This window comes from Mixta gaviniae (assembly GCF_002953195.1).
Taxonomy (GTDB): domain Bacteria; phylum Pseudomonadota; class Gammaproteobacteria; order Enterobacterales; family Enterobacteriaceae; genus Mixta; species Mixta gaviniae.
In genome coordinates, this window is record NZ_CP026377.1 from 1,904,361 (window position 1) to 1,919,025 (window position 14,665).

The window sequence follows — 14,665 nt, forward strand, 5'->3', positions numbered from 1 at the left end:
TAGTTGCCCCTGGCAGTGGACGCCACGCCGTCAGCTCAGTACGGGCAGGGATAAAATGTTTAAATTCAGTCAATTAAGTTAGAAATAATTTGTATTACATAATCAAAGGTAAAAATCTCACGCTTCTGCCAGGATACGCGCCACACAGCTGTGCTACGGTACTCTTTCAAGATGAAGTGGTTTTCAAAAAACGCGGTTTTGTTCTCACTCAAAACCTCTCTGGCCGCGTTTCTGGCGTTATCTGTTGCTCTTCTGCTTAATTTCGAAAAACCGGCCTGGGCGATGACCACGGTGTTTGTCACCTCGCAGCTCTATGCCGCCTCAACGATCTCCAAGTCAGTGTTTCGGCTGGCGGGCACGCTGCTCGGCGGCCTGTTTATTCTGCTGATCTATCCGGAAACCGTGCAGTCGCCAATGCTGTTCAGCCTCTGCGTTTCGCTGTGGGTCACCGCCTGTTTGTACCTCTCTCTGCATGACCGCACGCCGAAAAGCTACGTGTTTATGCTGGCGGGTTACAGCGCTGCCATTATGGGCTTTCCCGATGTCACCACGCCGTCGGCAATTACCTGGACGGTGATTTCGCGCATCGAGGAGATCACCCTCGGCATCATCTGCAGCACGCTGATCCACCGGCTGCTGTTTCCGGTCTCCATGCAGCACCTGCTGGAGCAGAGCGTCGATATCTGGTATCGCAACGCGCGCAAGCTCTGTAACGAGCTGGTGGTGCGCCCGCCGAAGGATAAATCGCTGGAGCGCGAGGATATCCTGATCCAGATGGCGAACTATCCCTTAAACGTCGAAACGCTGATCACCCACTGCGTCTATGAAGGGGAGGCGGCGCGCAAGGTGATCCGCCTGGTCAGCGTGCAGTATCAGCATCTCAGCTATCTGTTGCCGACGCTGACCGCTATCGAAACGCGCCTGAGCCTGCTGGCAGAGCTGCAGATCCGTTTCCCGGCCTGCGTCACCCAGGTGTTGCAACAGTTTTTGCTGTGGCTCAATTACGATACGGTCAGCCATGTCGGTGCGGTAAGAGAGGCGCTGGTGCAGGGCAAAATGGCGCTGGAACAGGCCTGGCGGCAGCAGGCGCTGAGCGCCGAAGAGAGCATGCTGCTGCTGGGCCTGCTGGAGCGTCTGGCGAACTTTGTGCGCGTCGTCGACGCCTACCAGACCGTCAGCGCGCGCGCCAGCGATCTCTACAGCGACGGCGACGCCCCGCTGGTGAAGAACCCGCGCGAACATCGGCATATCGATACCGGCCTGCTGCTGCTCTCATCGCTGACCGCCTTTCTCGCCACCTTTCTTTCCAGCCTGTTCTGGATCGGCAGCGGTTGGGCGGACGGCGCCAGCGCACCGCTGATGGCGGCGATTATCAGCTCCTTCTTCGCCAGCATCGATTCGCCGGTGACGCCGATGAAGCTGTTTGTGAAAGGCGTGGTGGTGGCGCTGGCGATCAGCCTGTTCTATGTCGGGGTGCTGATCCCACAGGCGAACACGCTGCAGGCGCTGATGATGTGTCTGCTGCCGGGCCTGTTCGCGCTGAGCCTGGTGATCGCCCGGCCGGCGACCAACCTGATCGGCCTGAGCGTGGCGATCCAGATCCCCGGTTTTATCGGGCTTAGTCATCACTATGTGCCTAATCTCATCGCGACGCTGAACGCGGCGATCTCGTCGCTGGTGGGCATTCTGTTTGCGGTGACGCTGACGGCGATTATCCGCAACAAGCGTCCATCGTGGATTGCGAAGCGGGCGGTGCGCAAGGGCATCCGTGACCTGCTGGGCTTTATTAAAGAGATAGAACGCAACGCTTCGTCGCTGCTGTCGCGCCAGCAGTTCGTCGCGCGCATGCTCGATCGGGTGAATATCATTCTGCCGCGCAAGCGTCTCGATCCCGACCCGGAGCTGATCGCCGGTGGCGATCTCATCACCGAGGCCTGGCTTGGCGCCAACTGTTATGACTTCTACGCCCGACATCGCGAGGTGCTGGAAAGGTATCAGCTGGAGAGCGGGCAGATGTTTCATGAACTGGGACTCTACCTGAAGCGACGCCTGCGTTCGCTGCAGAGTCAGCCGCATCAGACGCTGCTGGAGGAGATTAACCAGCTGCTGCTGAAGCTGGAGCCGCTCGCCCTGCAGGACGGCGCCGCGCTGGCGCCGCTGATTTCGCTGTTTAACCTGCGCGTCTCGCTGTTCCCGCAGCAGCGCTGGCCAGAAAAAGGCTAATTTCTGTGCTAAACGGGCGCGCCGCCTGCCGTACGGCACGGCATCCGGCGGTCGCGCGCCGATTTATACTTATTCATACACAGGCTATCCCCATTTTCTGTGGATAACCTGCACCAGGCGGCGCTGCTGCTGGCAGGGCGGTCGCCCGTTTCGCCTGCAGGCGCTACTTGCCGTTAGCGAAATACTCTTCCGTCGGCGGGCCGTTGACGGTGGCGCTGGCGCGGTAGCGGCCCGGCGTGCAGCCATACTCCTGCTGAAAGCAGCGGATAAAATGACCGCAGTCGCTAAAGCCGGTGCGCAGGGCGATATCCGTCACGCTATCGGCAGAGTTTCGCAACAGCCATTTGCCGTAGCGCAGACGGCTGGCGCGAATAAACTCGCCGGGCGTTTTGTTGAACTCGCTTTTAAACAGCCGCGTTAGCTGGCGACTGCTGAGGTTAACCTGCTGCGCCAGCCATTCGGTGCTGACCGACTTCACCAGACACTGTTCCACCAGAAACACCGCTTTGCGCAGGCGGCGGTCGGCGATGCGGTTGAAATCGTGCGCGCGTGAAACGCCCGGCGCCGCCCCCGCCGCTTTGACGGGGAAGGCGATCTGATGGATGGCATGGGTGGCGCGCTCCGGCCCGCAGTGCCGCCGGATCAGCTCGGTCGCCAGGCTGATGGTGGCGATGCCGCCCGGGCAGGTGACAATCTCGCCATGGTCGATATAGTCGCAGCCGGTAATCGAATGCACGCCGGGAAAACGGTCGCGGAACGCCTGCAGATGGTAGGGGTGAACCACCGCCCGGCGTCCTTCCAGCATTCCCTCTTCCGCCAGGATAAAACTGCCGGTGCAGATCCCGGCCAGCGTAACGCCCGCCCTGGCGGCGGCGTGGAGGTAGCCGCGTGCGGCGCGGCTGCCTTTATCCAGGTCAGGCAGCAGACCGCCGATCACTGTAATGTAATCAAAATGCTTCGGATCGCTGTAGCCGCAGTCAGCTTTAACCCCGATCCCGGAGCTGGAGATAATCAGATCGTCCGGGCGGTCGCTCATGATGCGCCAGCAGCAGGGACGGCCGCCGTTATCGCCGGTATCCGCCGCGTGCCGCAGCGTATCCAGCAGCCCGGCCAGCGCCAGCAGCGGAAACGCCGGCCACAGGACGATGCCGATGCGCAATCCTGACGAGCCGGCATGATGGCCCGTGAGGGGAAAATCAAGGTCGTAAACAACGTCACAGGAAGAGCAGTTATTTGCGAAGTTCATATACCTGAGCCTGCCGGGAGCAACGTCCGGCGTTTTGAGTAAAAAGCGAACCCAGGGATATGCGCGCAGCGCTCGCGATAAAGCTGGAGGTGATGTTTTTATAAGGAATAGATGTACTTTCATTGTTCCTTATCAAGGGCGTCATCAATATAAAGGCGCGCAGCGACAGACCATGATACGCCTGCAACGGGAATAACCCTATCGAATTGCCGATAAAACAAACAAGCGGGCACAGCCTGTGCGGAACAAATAAGGCGGCGACGCCTGCGCGGACATCCGTTTTCGCTGAGGCGAAGTGATTATCCTTCCCCCTTGTTTTGCCGTCTGCTTTCCATCCCTGACGCTACAAATAAACAACATTGCGGCAAAAAATCTATTATTTATTTTGTCTTTCATAACGGTGACCTGACATATTAATAACAACGCGACGCGCCAGAAGGCGTTAACGCGCATCAGGGCACTAACATACCGTTTCAAATAAAATTTAAATTGAAGGTAGCGGACATCATATTGTACCAGCAGGACGATACAGTGCCGTTGAAACCAGGCTCAGGGCCGCGCCGGCACGCGCTTTCGCGCCCGTGTCGCCTCTGTTCGTTGAGATGACGAAATAGTACAATACACTGCAGGCGATACATCTTAATATCCTCGACTGATCGCGGATGGTTTCGGAAAAAGTAAAATGAAAGCGGTAATAAAACTATTCCCGGCGGCGTTATTTTTCGCTGCGGCCTCGTTAAGCTGCCGGGCAGGGGATTTAGCAGAGTACATGGCGCTGCATCATAATTTTCAGCGCAGCCCGGCGCTAAAACAGAAAATAGAAAATACGGTAATGCATATCGCCCAGGATGAAGCGAACAATAGCGGCGTGGATAAATCCTGGCTGCTGGAAAATAATGGCGAGCAGTATGCGAAAAGCGCGCTGCAGACCATGGCGTTTTATTGCGAAAGCCAGCCGCTGGAAAAAAGCGCTGCCTTTGATCGGCTGTTTAATCAGCGCAACTGCGAGGTGATTTTGCAGGAGATCGAAAAGGATCGTTAGCGGGCAGCGTAACCGGCGGCAAGCGTCAGCAGCAAACCGGTGCGGGAAACCGGAGCAGGAAACCGAAGCAGCAAACCGGTGCGGGAAACCACAGCTGAAAGCTGGTGCAAAAAACCGGAACAGGAAACCACAGCTGAAAGCTGGTGCAAAAAACCGGAACAGGTGACCACAGCTGAAAGCTGGTGCAAAAAACCGCAACAGGAACCACAGCAAAAAACTGCAGCAGAAAGCCGGGGCGGGAAACGGTCACAGGAGAAGATGGCGGCGCAAGACGCAGCGCGGGCATTATTGCCGGAGACGCGCCTCGCCGCCGCGCCCGATCTCAGCGCCGTCGGGCGAGCATACTGACCACGCGGTCACCCGCTTTCTGCACCAGCAGCACCAGCAACAGCAACAGCGCGATGGTGGCCGCCATAATCTGATTATCGAAGCGCTGATAGCCATAGCGGATTGCCAGATCGCCCAGCCCGCCGCCGCCCACTACGCCCGCCATAGCGGAAAAACCGATCAGCATCACGATGGTCAGCGTAACGCCGGCGAGAATAGCCGGCAACGCCTCAGGCAGCAGCGCCCGGCTAACGATATGCCACAGCGTGCCGCCCATCGACTCCACCGCCTCGATACGGCCGCGATCCACTTCGTCCAGCGCGTTCTCAACAATGCGGGCGAAAAAGGGAAAGGCCCCGATAGTAATCGGCACAATCGCCGCCGTGCTGCCAAGGGTGGTGCCCACCAGCAGGCGGGTAAAGGGGATCAGGGCGATCAGCAGCACCACAAACGGCAGGGCGCGGCCGGTGTTCACCAGCGCATTGAGCAGCAGCGCGACGGCGCGGTTAGGCAGCAGGCCGTTGCGGCGCGTCAGAAACAGCAGGATGCCGACCGGCAGCCCCAGCGCGACGGTCAGCAGCGCGGCGATCGCCACCATATAGAGCGTCTCGCCGGTGGCGTTCAGCAGCAGCGCCTGAAAACGATCCCAGTTCACGCTACGCATCGCGATCGCTCCCGGTGCTGATAGCGGGCGATAAAGGCGCGGTCCGCTTCGCCATCCTGCAGCAGCATCTGGCGCAGTCGCCCCTCGTTACGGTTCATGATCTGCGTCAGGCTGCCGCTCTCCACCAGCCTGCCATGCTCAAGCAGGGCGGCGCCGTCGCAAATGCGCTTCACTACCGCCATCTCATGGGTGATCAGCACGATGGTGATGCCAAGCTGCCGCTGAATCGACGCCAGCAGATCGAGAATCGAGGCGGTAGTCTCCGGATCGAGGGCGCTGGTGGCCTCGTCGCACAGCAGATAGCGCGGCTGCGCCGCCAGCGCGCGCGCAATGCCGACGCGCTGTTTCTGCCCGCCCGAAAGCTGCGACGGCCAGGCCTGGGCGAACGCGCTCAGGTCTACCAATTGCAGCAGGGCGTGAACCCGTTCGCGGCGCTCGCGGGCAGGCATCCCGGCGATCGCCAGCGGCAGATCGATGTTGTCATAAACATTGCGCGCATGGATCAGATTAAAATGCTGGAAAATCATGCCCATCTGCTGACGCTGGCGGCGCAGCCGCGCCAGGCTCAGGGTACCGATATCGCTGCCGTCAACCCGCACGCGCCCGGAAGAGGGGCGCTCCAGGCGGTTCAGGCAGCGCAGCAGGGTGCTTTTGCCCGCGCCGCTGCGCCCGAGAATGCCGAAGATGGCGCCCGTCTCAATCGTCAGCGACACCTCCGCTAACGCCGGCGCCGCCGCGCCAGGATAGTGTTTGCTCAGGTTCTCAATCTCAATCATGTTTTTCATCCGCTACCGGGATCACTGAACCGTTATAGTGCTGACGAATAAAGGCCGCTACCTGTGGGGAGGTGAGATCCTTCGCCAGCGCCAGCACGCGCGGATCTTTTGCCAGCTGCGGCGTGGTCACCAGCAGGTTGGCGTAAGGGTTGTGCGTCGCCGATTCCAGCCCCAGCGCATCTTTCGCCGGCGTCAGGCCCGCTTCCAGCGCATAGTTACCGTTGATCACTGCGGCATCCACGTCGTCCAGCGAGCGCGGCAGCTGCGGCGCCTCGATCTCAATGATGTTGATCTGCTTCGGATTGGCGCTGATATCTTTCGGCGTCACCAGCGTCGTTCCGGCTGCGCTCTGAGCGCTGAGGCGGATCAGCCCTTTGTCCTGCAGCAGCCAGAGCGCCCGACTCAGGTTGGTGGGGTTGTTCGGCACCGCGATGCTTGCTCCCTGCGGCAGCGCGGCCAGGCTTTTCACCTTATGCGAATAGAGGCCGAGCGGCTCGACATGCACGCTGGCGACAACATCGAAAGTTTTGCCCAGCGCCTTCTCCTGATCTTTCAGATAGGGCAGATGCTGAAAGTAGTTGGCATCGACATCCCCGGCGCCCAGCAGTTCATTGGCGTTCACCCCGCCGCTCAGCTCGATAATATCGAGATCGAGCTTCGGATCGAGCTGCTTCACATATTCCAGAATTTCGGCGTGCGGCACCGGGTCGGCAGCCACGCGCAGCGGCGCGGCATACAGGCTTTGGGCGACCAGCAAAGAGAGTCCGGCAAGCGTTAACACGGTCTTGTTCATTATTATTCCCTGTCAGTGATTAAGAAGAGGTGTGTTCGGGGTAGAAACGCTGCGCCACTTCCGGATGCGAGCGCAATCGGCCCTTAAGGTAGTTCCAGCCCACTTCGCGCAGCAGCGGGTTGAGCGGATCGCTGGCCGGCCCCTGCGCCAGCTGCGCCAGCGACGGCGGCAGCTGATAAACCGGCACCACCGCATCCAGCTGCGCGCCGAGGAAAAAGGCGATGGAGAGGCGCTCCCGATCGGCCTGCGGCGATACCACGCGATGGACGGTAGCGCGCAGATAGCCGTTGGTCGCCAGCTCCAGTAGCTCGCCAATATTGACCACGAACGCGCCGGGCAACGGCGAGGCCGCGACCCAGTTATCGGGCGTCAGCTCGACCTCCAGCCCCGCCTGATCGTCCTGCAGCAGCAGGGTCAGAAAGCCGGAATCTTTGTGCGCGCCGACACCCTGGCGCGACTGGCCAGCGGCGCGCCCCGGATAGCGGATCAGCTTGATATGCTCATTGGGGCTGGCGCCGTAGAGCGTGTCGAAGGCGTTGCGCGGCAGGCGCAACGCTTCGGCGAGGCTGCGCAGCAGCTCCAGCGCCACCCGCGTCATCTCCTGCTGCCAGCGGGTCACCACGGCGCGTAGCGCCGGCAGCGCCGCCGGCCACTGATTCGGCCCCTGCATACGCTGCCAGGTCGGGGAGTCGGGCGTGACGGGAAGCGCTTCGCGGTCTGCGCCGATATCGAACTGTTCACGGAAATCGGGCTGGCTGCGGGTGATCTCTACACCGGAGAGGTTGTAGCCGCGGAAGTGGGGCGAGTTGGCCATCGTTACCTTCAGCTTCTCCTCCTGCGGCAGGGCGAAAAAGTCGCGGGCGACGCGCTGCACTTCATCCAGCAGCGTCTGGTCGATATCGTGGTTGATCAGGTAGAAAAAGCCGGCATCGCGCGCGGTACGTCCCAGCGCATCAATCGCCTGCGCGCGCTGCGGCGTCTGGCGGGTAAGCTGCGCGAAATCGATCACCGGCAGCGCTAAGGAGGAATGGCTCATGGCATTAACTCAGGTGGCATTGGTTAACATCACAGTGCCATTCCGCCCGGCGCTTACCTACCAAGATATTCTGCTATCGATATGCAAAGCCTGGCATTTATTCCGCCCGGCGCGGCAGTGCGCCGCCCGCGACCGGGGCGGCGACGGGAGTCAGTTCTGTTCGGAGACCAGCACCGCCATGGTGTCCGGCGCCAGCGCGCGGAACAGGTGCGGCTCATCAGCCGGGTAGGAGATGTAATCGCCGGGGTTCAGCTCCACCGGCGAGGCGGTCAGCCCCACCAGCGCGCGTCCTTGGGTGATAATAATATGCTCTACCGACCCCATCGGGTGAGGATGGGAGAGACGCTCCGAGCCGGGCTGGACGATCAGCAGATAAACATCGCGCCGCGCGCCGGGCGGGCAGGTAGCGAGCAGAATCGCCTTATAGTCAGCCAGCTCTGCCGTCACCGTCGGCCCCTCGCCGCGGCGGATCACCTGCATCTTATTCGTTTCCGGCTCCATCAGCCGGGCAAAAGGGATATTCAGCGCCACACAGAGCGCCCACAGAGTCTCCAGGCTGGGATTGCCGTTGCCTGCCTCCAGCTGTGACAGGGTCGATTTAGCGATGCCGGCACGGCGCGCCACTTCCGCCAGCGACAGCCCGGCGCGCTGACGTTCGCGCGCCAGCCCGCTGGCGATAATCTCGATAGGTTGATTCATAAGCGACCTGTATTTTATATAGAACGATCGTTCGTCTTGAAAAACGATCCGCAGGCGTTCATTATAACGAATCATCGTTCATTATGGGATAAGGCTATGGCAAAACGTGACGCTCCGCTGAGCAAAGAGGTGATCAAGGGGATCGTGCTGGTCTGCCTGGCGGACGCGCTGGTCGGGCTGTCGTATGGATCGCTGGCCGTCGCGCAGGGGTTTCCGCTGTGGGTGCCGCTGGCGCTTTCGCTGCTGGTGCTGGCCGGCGCGTCAGAATTTATCTTTATCTCCATCGTCGCCGGCGGCGGCAGCCCGTTTACCGCCGCAGCGGCGGGGCTGCTGGTCAACGCGCGCCACTTCCCATTCGGCATCGCGGTGAAAGATCTGGTAGGACGCGGCGCCCTCAGCTGGCTGGGGTGCCACATCATGAACGACGAAAGCGTGGTGTTTGGCATTTCACAGCAGCGCGCAGCGCAGCGCAGGGCGGCCTACTGGCTGTGCGGGCTGGGCATCGCCGTCTGTTGGCCGCTGAGCGTGGCGGCGGGCACGCAGGTGGGCCGCTGGATCCCCGATACCCACGCGGCGGGGCTGGACGCGGTGTTTCCCGCCATTCTGATTGCTCTGATTTTCCCGGCACTGCGGCAACGTCGCGTTGCCGTGCCGTCGATAGCCGGCGCGCTGGTGGCGCTGGCCGCCACGCCGCTGGTTCCGGTGGGCATGCCGGTGCTGTTTTCGCTTTCGGGGCTGCTGGCATGGAGGCGTAAAGCATGATCTCTTCATCACTGCTGATGGGCGGCATTGGCGTGCTGGCGGCCGGAACCTACCTTATGCGCCTGGCGGGTTATAAGCTTGGCGCGCACGTCGAACTGCCGGAGCGCGCGCGCCTGCTGCTGGCGGACGCCGCCATCGTTTTGTTGCTGGCGGTGGCCGCCGTTGCCACCCTGTTTGAAGGGCAGCAGTTTGCCGGCTATGCGCGGCCGTTCGGTGTGCTGGTGGCGCTGTTGCTGGCGTGGCGTAAAGCGCCGCTGATAGTGGTGATTATCAGCGCCGGGCTGGCGACTGCCGCAGTGCGCTGGCTGGGCGTGATGTAACAGGCAAAAAAGCCTGCACGCAGCAGGCCAGTCAGTTCAGCGCCCGCCACGGTGCCAGGCGGGGCATGATGTCACGCGCAAAAAAAGGCCTGCATGCAGCAGGCCAGTCGGTTCAGTAATGGCGTAAGCCTTAGCCCAGTTCGCTCTCTTTGATATCCGCCAGCGGCGCCAGCAGATGCGCCGGCAGCGCGCGCAGCGGCTCATCGTTGGCGACGCGCGTCGGCCAGTCATGGTTAGCCAGCGCCGCCTTGCCGATAGCGACGAAATCCGCTCCCTGGCGCAGCGCCTCTTCGGCCAGCGCGCCATCATCAAGACCGCCATTGGCGATGATGATCACTGACGGGGCGGCTTCACGGGCGATTTGTACCAGCGAACGATCGCTGTCGCTGAAGGCGGGCAGCCAGCACTGATATTCGGTCAGGTGGATATAGTCAACGCCTGCCGCCTGCAGCAGGGCGAACACCTGGCGCGCGCCCGCTTCGCCCTCCGGCCATTTATGGTGGAAATCGTTCACCTTACCCTGTGAAATCCTGACGCCCAGCAGCGCCTGGCTGCCGATCCTGCGGCGCACTGCCTTGATCACCTCCAGCGTCAGGGTCAGGCGCGCGGCGATATCGCCGCCCCAGCGATCGTCGCGCTGGTTGGTATGGGCGGTCAGGAACTGATCGAGCAGGTAGCCGTTCGCCGCATGGATCTCGACGCCGTCAAAGCCGGCCTGCGTCACGGCGCGCTCGGCGCTGGCGGCGAAGCCGTCGATAACCTGATAAATCTGCGACTCTTCCAGCGCGGCGGGCTGGCGATAGGCTCCTTTACCGTGATAGAAGGCGAGCTGTTCGCCCACCGGCTGCACCGCCGATGGCGCGACGCTGTCCGGACGGTAGATATTGCTCTGTGACAGCGCGCCGCCATGCATCAGCTGCGCAATAACGCCCGCGCCCTCCGCTTTTATCGCGCTGACGACGGTACGCCAGGCCGCAACCTGCTCTTCGGTGACGATACCCGGCTGGAAAGCGTAGGTCTGCGACCAGGCGCGGTCGGTATAAATCCCTTCGGTGATCACCGCGCCGAAACCGCCGCGAGCGAAATCGGCGTAGTAGCGCTGCACGCGCTCGCCCGGTACGCCCTGTTCCGAGGCGGAGATGCGCGTCATCGGCGCGAGCATCACGCGATTGTTAAAGGTGGTCTGGCCGATCTGGCCGCTTGTGAACAGCAGAGAATGAGACATGCTCGCTCCTGATAAGAGATTATATGATTTTTTTATTGTAATCCCGCCGCTCAGGAACTTTAATCGCCATAATCCGCCCCACAGTTTAACGGAAATCGTTAAAATGAACCTGAAAGATGTCGAGACCTTTACCGCCATCGCCGCCACCGGCAACCTGACGCAGGCGGCGCAGCGGCTGAATACCACCGCCATGACCGTTTCACGCCGTCTGGCGCAGCTGGAAGGCGTGCTGGGCGTGCGCCTGTTCCAGCGCACCACGCGCGCGGTGTCGCTCACCAGCGAGGGCGAAGAGTTTTTGCCCTACGCCCGCGCAATGCTGGAGGCGGAACAGAACGCCAGAATGCTGTTCAGCGCCGACCGGCGCGGCGCCGTCGGCCTGCTGCGGGTGACGTCGCCCTCGGGATTCGGGCGACGGCATATTTTGCCGCTGCTGCCGGCATTAATGGATGACAACCCGCATATGAAGGTGGAGCTGGATCTTAACGACGATGTGATCGATATCGTCGGGCAGGGCTACGACATCGCTATCCGCATCGCGCCGCTGAAGGATTCCAGCCTGATCGCACACCGGCTGGCGGATAACCCGCGCATCCTCTGCGCCGCGCCCGCTTACCTGCGGCGGCACGGCCAGCCCGCGACGCTGACGGATCTTGAAAGCCACCACTGTCTGAAAATCGCCTCGCTGCCTTACTGGAAATTCGCCGACGGCGGCCAGACCATCAACCATGCGGTCGAGGCGCGCTTCAGCTGCAGCAACGTCGAGGGGATTCGTGAGATGTGCGTGGCCGGGGCGGGTATCGCCCAGCTTACCGCGCTGGATGTGGCGCGCGAGCTGGCCAGCGGCGAGCTTGTCGAACTGACGCTACGGGAGGTGGCGCCGCAGGCGCTCTCCGCCTGGGCGTTGTTGCCTACCCGGCGCTACGTGCCGCACCGGGTGACCGTGTTCCTTGAGGCGTTGAAAGGGCTGCTGCGCGCGCAGAGCAGGGGCTTGTAAAAGGCGGTCGCTCTGTACTACTGTATATAGATACAGTTAAAGCGCTGCCCGCCGCGCCTGCGCGGACGGCCATGGAAAAGCGATAAACGATGTTCGCCCTGGTTGATGTGAATAATTTTTATGCCTCCTGCGAGATGATTTTCCGCCCCGATCTGGCGGGCAGGCCGGTGATTGTGCTGAGTAATAACGACGGCTGCGTGATCTCGCGTAACGCGCTGGCGAAGCAGGCGGGGATCGCCATGGCCGCGCCTTACTTTAAAATTCAGGAGAGCGTGCGCCAGCACAATATTGAGGTGTTCAGCTCCAACTATGCGCTGTATGGCGATATGTCCAGCCGGGTGATGTGCCTGCTGGAGGCGCTGGCGCCGCGCGTGGAGATCTACTCAATCGATGAGGCGTTTCTCGATCTGCGCGGCGTCAGCCATTGCATGTCGCTGGCGCAGTTTGGCCATCAGCTGCGTGACCAGCTGGGCCGGGAAACGCACCTGAAGGTGGGCGTCGGCATCGCCCGGACCCGGACACTGGCGAAGCTGGCGAACTATGCGGCCAAGCGTTGGCCCCGGACAGGCGGTGTGGTCGACCTTTCCGACAGCGCGCGTCAGCGTAAGCTGCTGGCGCTGGCGCCGGTCGAAGAGGTATGGGGCGTGGGGCGGCGCATTAGCCAGCGGCTGCGGCAGCTTGGCATTGAGACGGCGCTGCAGCTGGCGGACACGCCCGCCGCGCTGATCCGTAAGCACTTTAGTGTAGTGCTGGAGCGCACCGTGCGTGAGCTGCGCGGTGAATCGTGCCTCGCGGCGGAGGAGGTGCCGTCGGCGAAACAGCAGATCGTCTGCTCGCGTTCGTTCGGCAGCCGCACCGATGACTATCAGGCGGTGCGCCAGGCGGTCTGCGCCTGGGCGGAGCGCGCGGCAGAAAAGCTGCGCGGCGAAAAACAGTACTGCCGCCAGGTGGGGGTATTTCTGCGCACCAGCCCGCATGCCACCGACGGGCGCTATTACGCCAACCAGGCGAATGGGCGGCTGCTGACGCCGACCAACGACACGCGTGAGATTATTCGGCTCGCCACCGAAGGGCTGGATCGCATCTGGCGTGACGGCCATCGCTATATTAAAACCGGCGTCATGCTTAGCGACTTTTTCAGTCAGGGCGTGGCGCAGCTCGATCTGTTTGATGAGCATCGGCCGCCGGCGAACAGCGAGCGGCTGATGCAGGCGATGGACGCCATTAACCAGCGTGGTAAAGGAAAACTCTGGTTCGCCGGGCAGGGCATCATTAAGCCCTGGGCGATGAAGCGCGATAGGCTGTCGCCGACCTGGACGACGCGCTGGTCCGATATTCCGGTTGCGCGCATCAGCTAGGTGCCGCCGCCGGCAGCGGCGGCTGGGCGCCGCGGGCCGCAGCGGCCAGCCCGATCGACGGGGCGCTTATCGCCGCCCGCCTTAGCGCCTGCTACGCCTGTTGCTGCTGCAGAAAATGCTTTACCGCGCCCAGCATGCCGGAATCATTGCCGTAGGTGGCAATCGCCACCTTTGTATCCACGTTGAACCAGGCGAGATGATGATGGATCTCGTCGAGAAAGTTTTTTCTGGCGGTAATGCCGCCGCCGAGAAACAAACATTCGGGATTAAACACGTGTGACAGGTTATAAATCCCGGCGCAGAGATCCTGATAGAAAGTGGTCACCAGCCGGTGACAAATCGGGTCGCTATTGTCATAACGCTCGAAGATCTCTTCGCCGCTGATCTCTTCCTGCGGCCGACCGGTATGCAGGCTGTAGTTGTGCCGCAGCACCCGCATGGTGCAGGTGGTGTTCATCGTGTAGTTCAGCACGCTGTCGCTGCCGGGGCGGGAGGTCAGCAGCGAGCCGAATTCACCGGCCCGGCTCTGTCGGCCGCGCACCAGCGCGTTATTGCAAAAAATCGCGCCGCCGATGCCGGTGCCGATGGTCATCATCAGAAAATCGGACATCTCCTGCGCCTTGCCCAGCCAGCGCTCCGCCAGCAGGGCGCAGTTGGCGTCATTCTCCACGCTGACCGGCAGCGAGGTTTTATCGCGCAGCCACTGACCGATGGCGAAGCGATCGAAATCGCGGATCGCGCCGCCCATAGCGATATAGCCGCTCTCCGGGTCGACATAGCCCGGAATGCTGACGGCGACGCCTGCGCAGTCGCTGTTTTTTTGCAGCCATGCCGTAATACCGTCAAGGATCTCTTCACCGGAGTGGTTAGCGATCGCTTTCTTATCTGACGACAGCATCTCACCTGTATCACTCACTACACCCATTTTTAAAGAGGTACCGCCGATATCGAACGCTGCTATTTTCATTCACTCCGCTCCGTTGCCATCTTCAGGTCGGCTGAGTATAGCGTAACGGGAAAATGGCCCGGCGCGCCGCCGCCGCCGCGCAGAGAGCGCCGGGCGGCGAGACAATAAAACTGACAGAAAGGGCCGCATTATCCGTGGCGGCGTCGGGCGTCAGCGCAAAAGAATGGCGTAATGCAAAGGCGTGTAAAGTTTTCCAGGGCGGCCGGGCGCAAGCGATAAACACGCCTGTCGCC

At 61.5% G+C, this 14,665-nt stretch carries 15 protein-coding genes; 7 read left to right on the forward strand and 8 right to left on the reverse strand.

Translation table 11 applies throughout. From position 1 onward, the window contains the following. Positions 1 to 171 precede the first annotated feature (171 nt). The gene (locus C2E15_RS08905) at positions 172 to 2,223 is read left to right on the forward strand and encodes an FUSC family protein (RefSeq protein WP_104957047.1); all 2,052 of its coding nucleotides are present in this window, start codon (positions 172 to 174) and stop codon (positions 2,221 to 2,223) included. A 163-nt stretch (positions 2,224 to 2,386) separates the two neighbouring features. Here the strand turns inward: C2E15_RS08905 and C2E15_RS08910 are convergent, their stop codons facing one another. Beyond that, complete coding sequence (locus tag C2E15_RS08910) at positions 2,387 to 3,469, reverse strand: GlxA family transcriptional regulator (protein ID WP_104957048.1); 1,083 nt, start codon at positions 3,467 to 3,469, stop codon at positions 2,387 to 2,389. A 769-nt stretch (positions 3,470 to 4,238) separates the two neighbouring features. On the opposite strand from C2E15_RS08910, the gene C2E15_RS08915 reads away from it, so the two are divergent. Together C2E15_RS08915 and C2E15_RS21320 are read left to right on the forward strand one after the other, a co-directional pair. Beyond that, on the forward strand, positions 4,239 to 4,511 hold the full coding sequence (locus C2E15_RS08915; protein WP_104957049.1) for a hypothetical protein: 273 nt from the start codon (positions 4,239 to 4,241) through the stop codon (positions 4,509 to 4,511). Between the two features lie 39 nt (positions 4,512 to 4,550). After that, on the forward strand, positions 4,551 to 4,859 hold the full coding sequence (locus tag C2E15_RS21320; RefSeq protein ID WP_146108539.1) for a hypothetical protein: 309 nt from the start codon (positions 4,551 to 4,553) through the stop codon (positions 4,857 to 4,859). On the opposite strand, the gene C2E15_RS08920 is transcribed toward C2E15_RS21320, so the two are convergent. From C2E15_RS08920 to C2E15_RS08940, 5 genes are all read right to left on the reverse strand, one after another. After that, a complete protein-coding gene (locus C2E15_RS08920; protein WP_104957050.1) occupies positions 4,834 to 5,502 on the reverse strand; it encodes a methionine ABC transporter permease in 669 nt (222 codons plus the stop codon). The genes C2E15_RS21320 and C2E15_RS08920 overlap by 26 nt on opposite strands. Beyond that, positions 5,490 to 6,278 carry a methionine ABC transporter ATP-binding protein gene (locus C2E15_RS08925; RefSeq protein ID WP_104957051.1) on the reverse strand — a complete coding sequence of 263 codons (789 nt, stop codon included), beginning with the start codon at positions 6,276 to 6,278 and terminating at the stop codon, positions 5,490 to 5,492. The genes C2E15_RS08920 and C2E15_RS08925 overlap by 13 nt, the downstream gene beginning before the upstream one ends. Next, on the reverse strand, positions 6,271 to 7,071 hold the full coding sequence (locus C2E15_RS08930; RefSeq protein ID WP_174705692.1) for a MetQ/NlpA family ABC transporter substrate-binding protein: 801 nt from the start codon (positions 7,069 to 7,071) through the stop codon (positions 6,271 to 6,273). Before C2E15_RS08930 ends, C2E15_RS08925 begins: the two co-directional genes overlap by 8 nt. Before the next feature lie 19 nt (positions 7,072 to 7,090). Then, positions 7,091 to 8,107: an isopenicillin N synthase family dioxygenase gene (locus C2E15_RS08935; protein WP_104957053.1), complete on the reverse strand. Its 1,017-nt coding sequence runs from the start codon at positions 8,105 to 8,107 to the stop codon at positions 7,091 to 7,093. Positions 8,108 to 8,257: 150 nt separating this feature from the next. Beyond that, positions 8,258 to 8,806, reverse strand: a complete 549-nt coding sequence (locus C2E15_RS08940) for a helix-turn-helix domain-containing protein (protein ID WP_104959130.1) — start codon at positions 8,804 to 8,806, stop codon at positions 8,258 to 8,260. Positions 8,807 to 8,902: 96 nt separating this feature from the next. On the opposite strand from C2E15_RS08940, the gene C2E15_RS08945 reads away from it, so the two are divergent. Continuing rightward, positions 8,903 to 9,568 carry an AzlC family ABC transporter permease gene (locus tag C2E15_RS08945; RefSeq protein ID WP_104957054.1) on the forward strand — a complete coding sequence of 222 codons (666 nt, stop codon included), beginning with the start codon at positions 8,903 to 8,905 and terminating at the stop codon, positions 9,566 to 9,568. Beyond that, positions 9,565 to 9,888, forward strand: coding sequence for an AzlD domain-containing protein (locus C2E15_RS08950; RefSeq protein WP_104957055.1), 324 nt, complete (start codon positions 9,565 to 9,567; stop codon positions 9,886 to 9,888). The genes C2E15_RS08945 and C2E15_RS08950 overlap by 4 nt, the downstream gene beginning before the upstream one ends. Before the next feature lie 130 nt (positions 9,889 to 10,018). Here the strand turns inward: C2E15_RS08950 and C2E15_RS08955 are convergent, their stop codons facing one another. Beyond that, positions 10,019 to 11,113, reverse strand: a complete 1,095-nt coding sequence (locus tag C2E15_RS08955; protein ID WP_104957056.1) for an oxidoreductase — start codon at positions 11,111 to 11,113, stop codon at positions 10,019 to 10,021. 103 nt (positions 11,114 to 11,216) lie between these two features. Between C2E15_RS08955 and C2E15_RS08960 the strand changes: the two genes are divergently transcribed. Both C2E15_RS08960 and umuC read left to right on the forward strand, forming a co-directional pair. Then, a complete protein-coding gene (locus C2E15_RS08960) occupies positions 11,217 to 12,107 on the forward strand; it encodes a LysR family transcriptional regulator (protein ID WP_104957057.1) in 891 nt (296 codons plus the stop codon). An 89-nt stretch (positions 12,108 to 12,196) separates the two neighbouring features. Then, the gene (umuC, locus tag C2E15_RS08965) at positions 12,197 to 13,465 is read left to right on the forward strand and encodes a translesion error-prone DNA polymerase V subunit UmuC (protein ID WP_104957058.1); all 1,269 of its coding nucleotides are present in this window, start codon (positions 12,197 to 12,199) and stop codon (positions 13,463 to 13,465) included. A 91-nt stretch (positions 13,466 to 13,556) separates the two neighbouring features. Here the strand turns inward: umuC and C2E15_RS08970 are convergent, their stop codons facing one another. Then, positions 13,557 to 14,432 carry an ROK family protein gene (locus tag C2E15_RS08970; protein WP_104957059.1) on the reverse strand — a complete coding sequence of 292 codons (876 nt, stop codon included), beginning with the start codon at positions 14,430 to 14,432 and terminating at the stop codon, positions 13,557 to 13,559. Between the last annotated feature and the right edge of the window lie 233 nt (positions 14,433 to 14,665).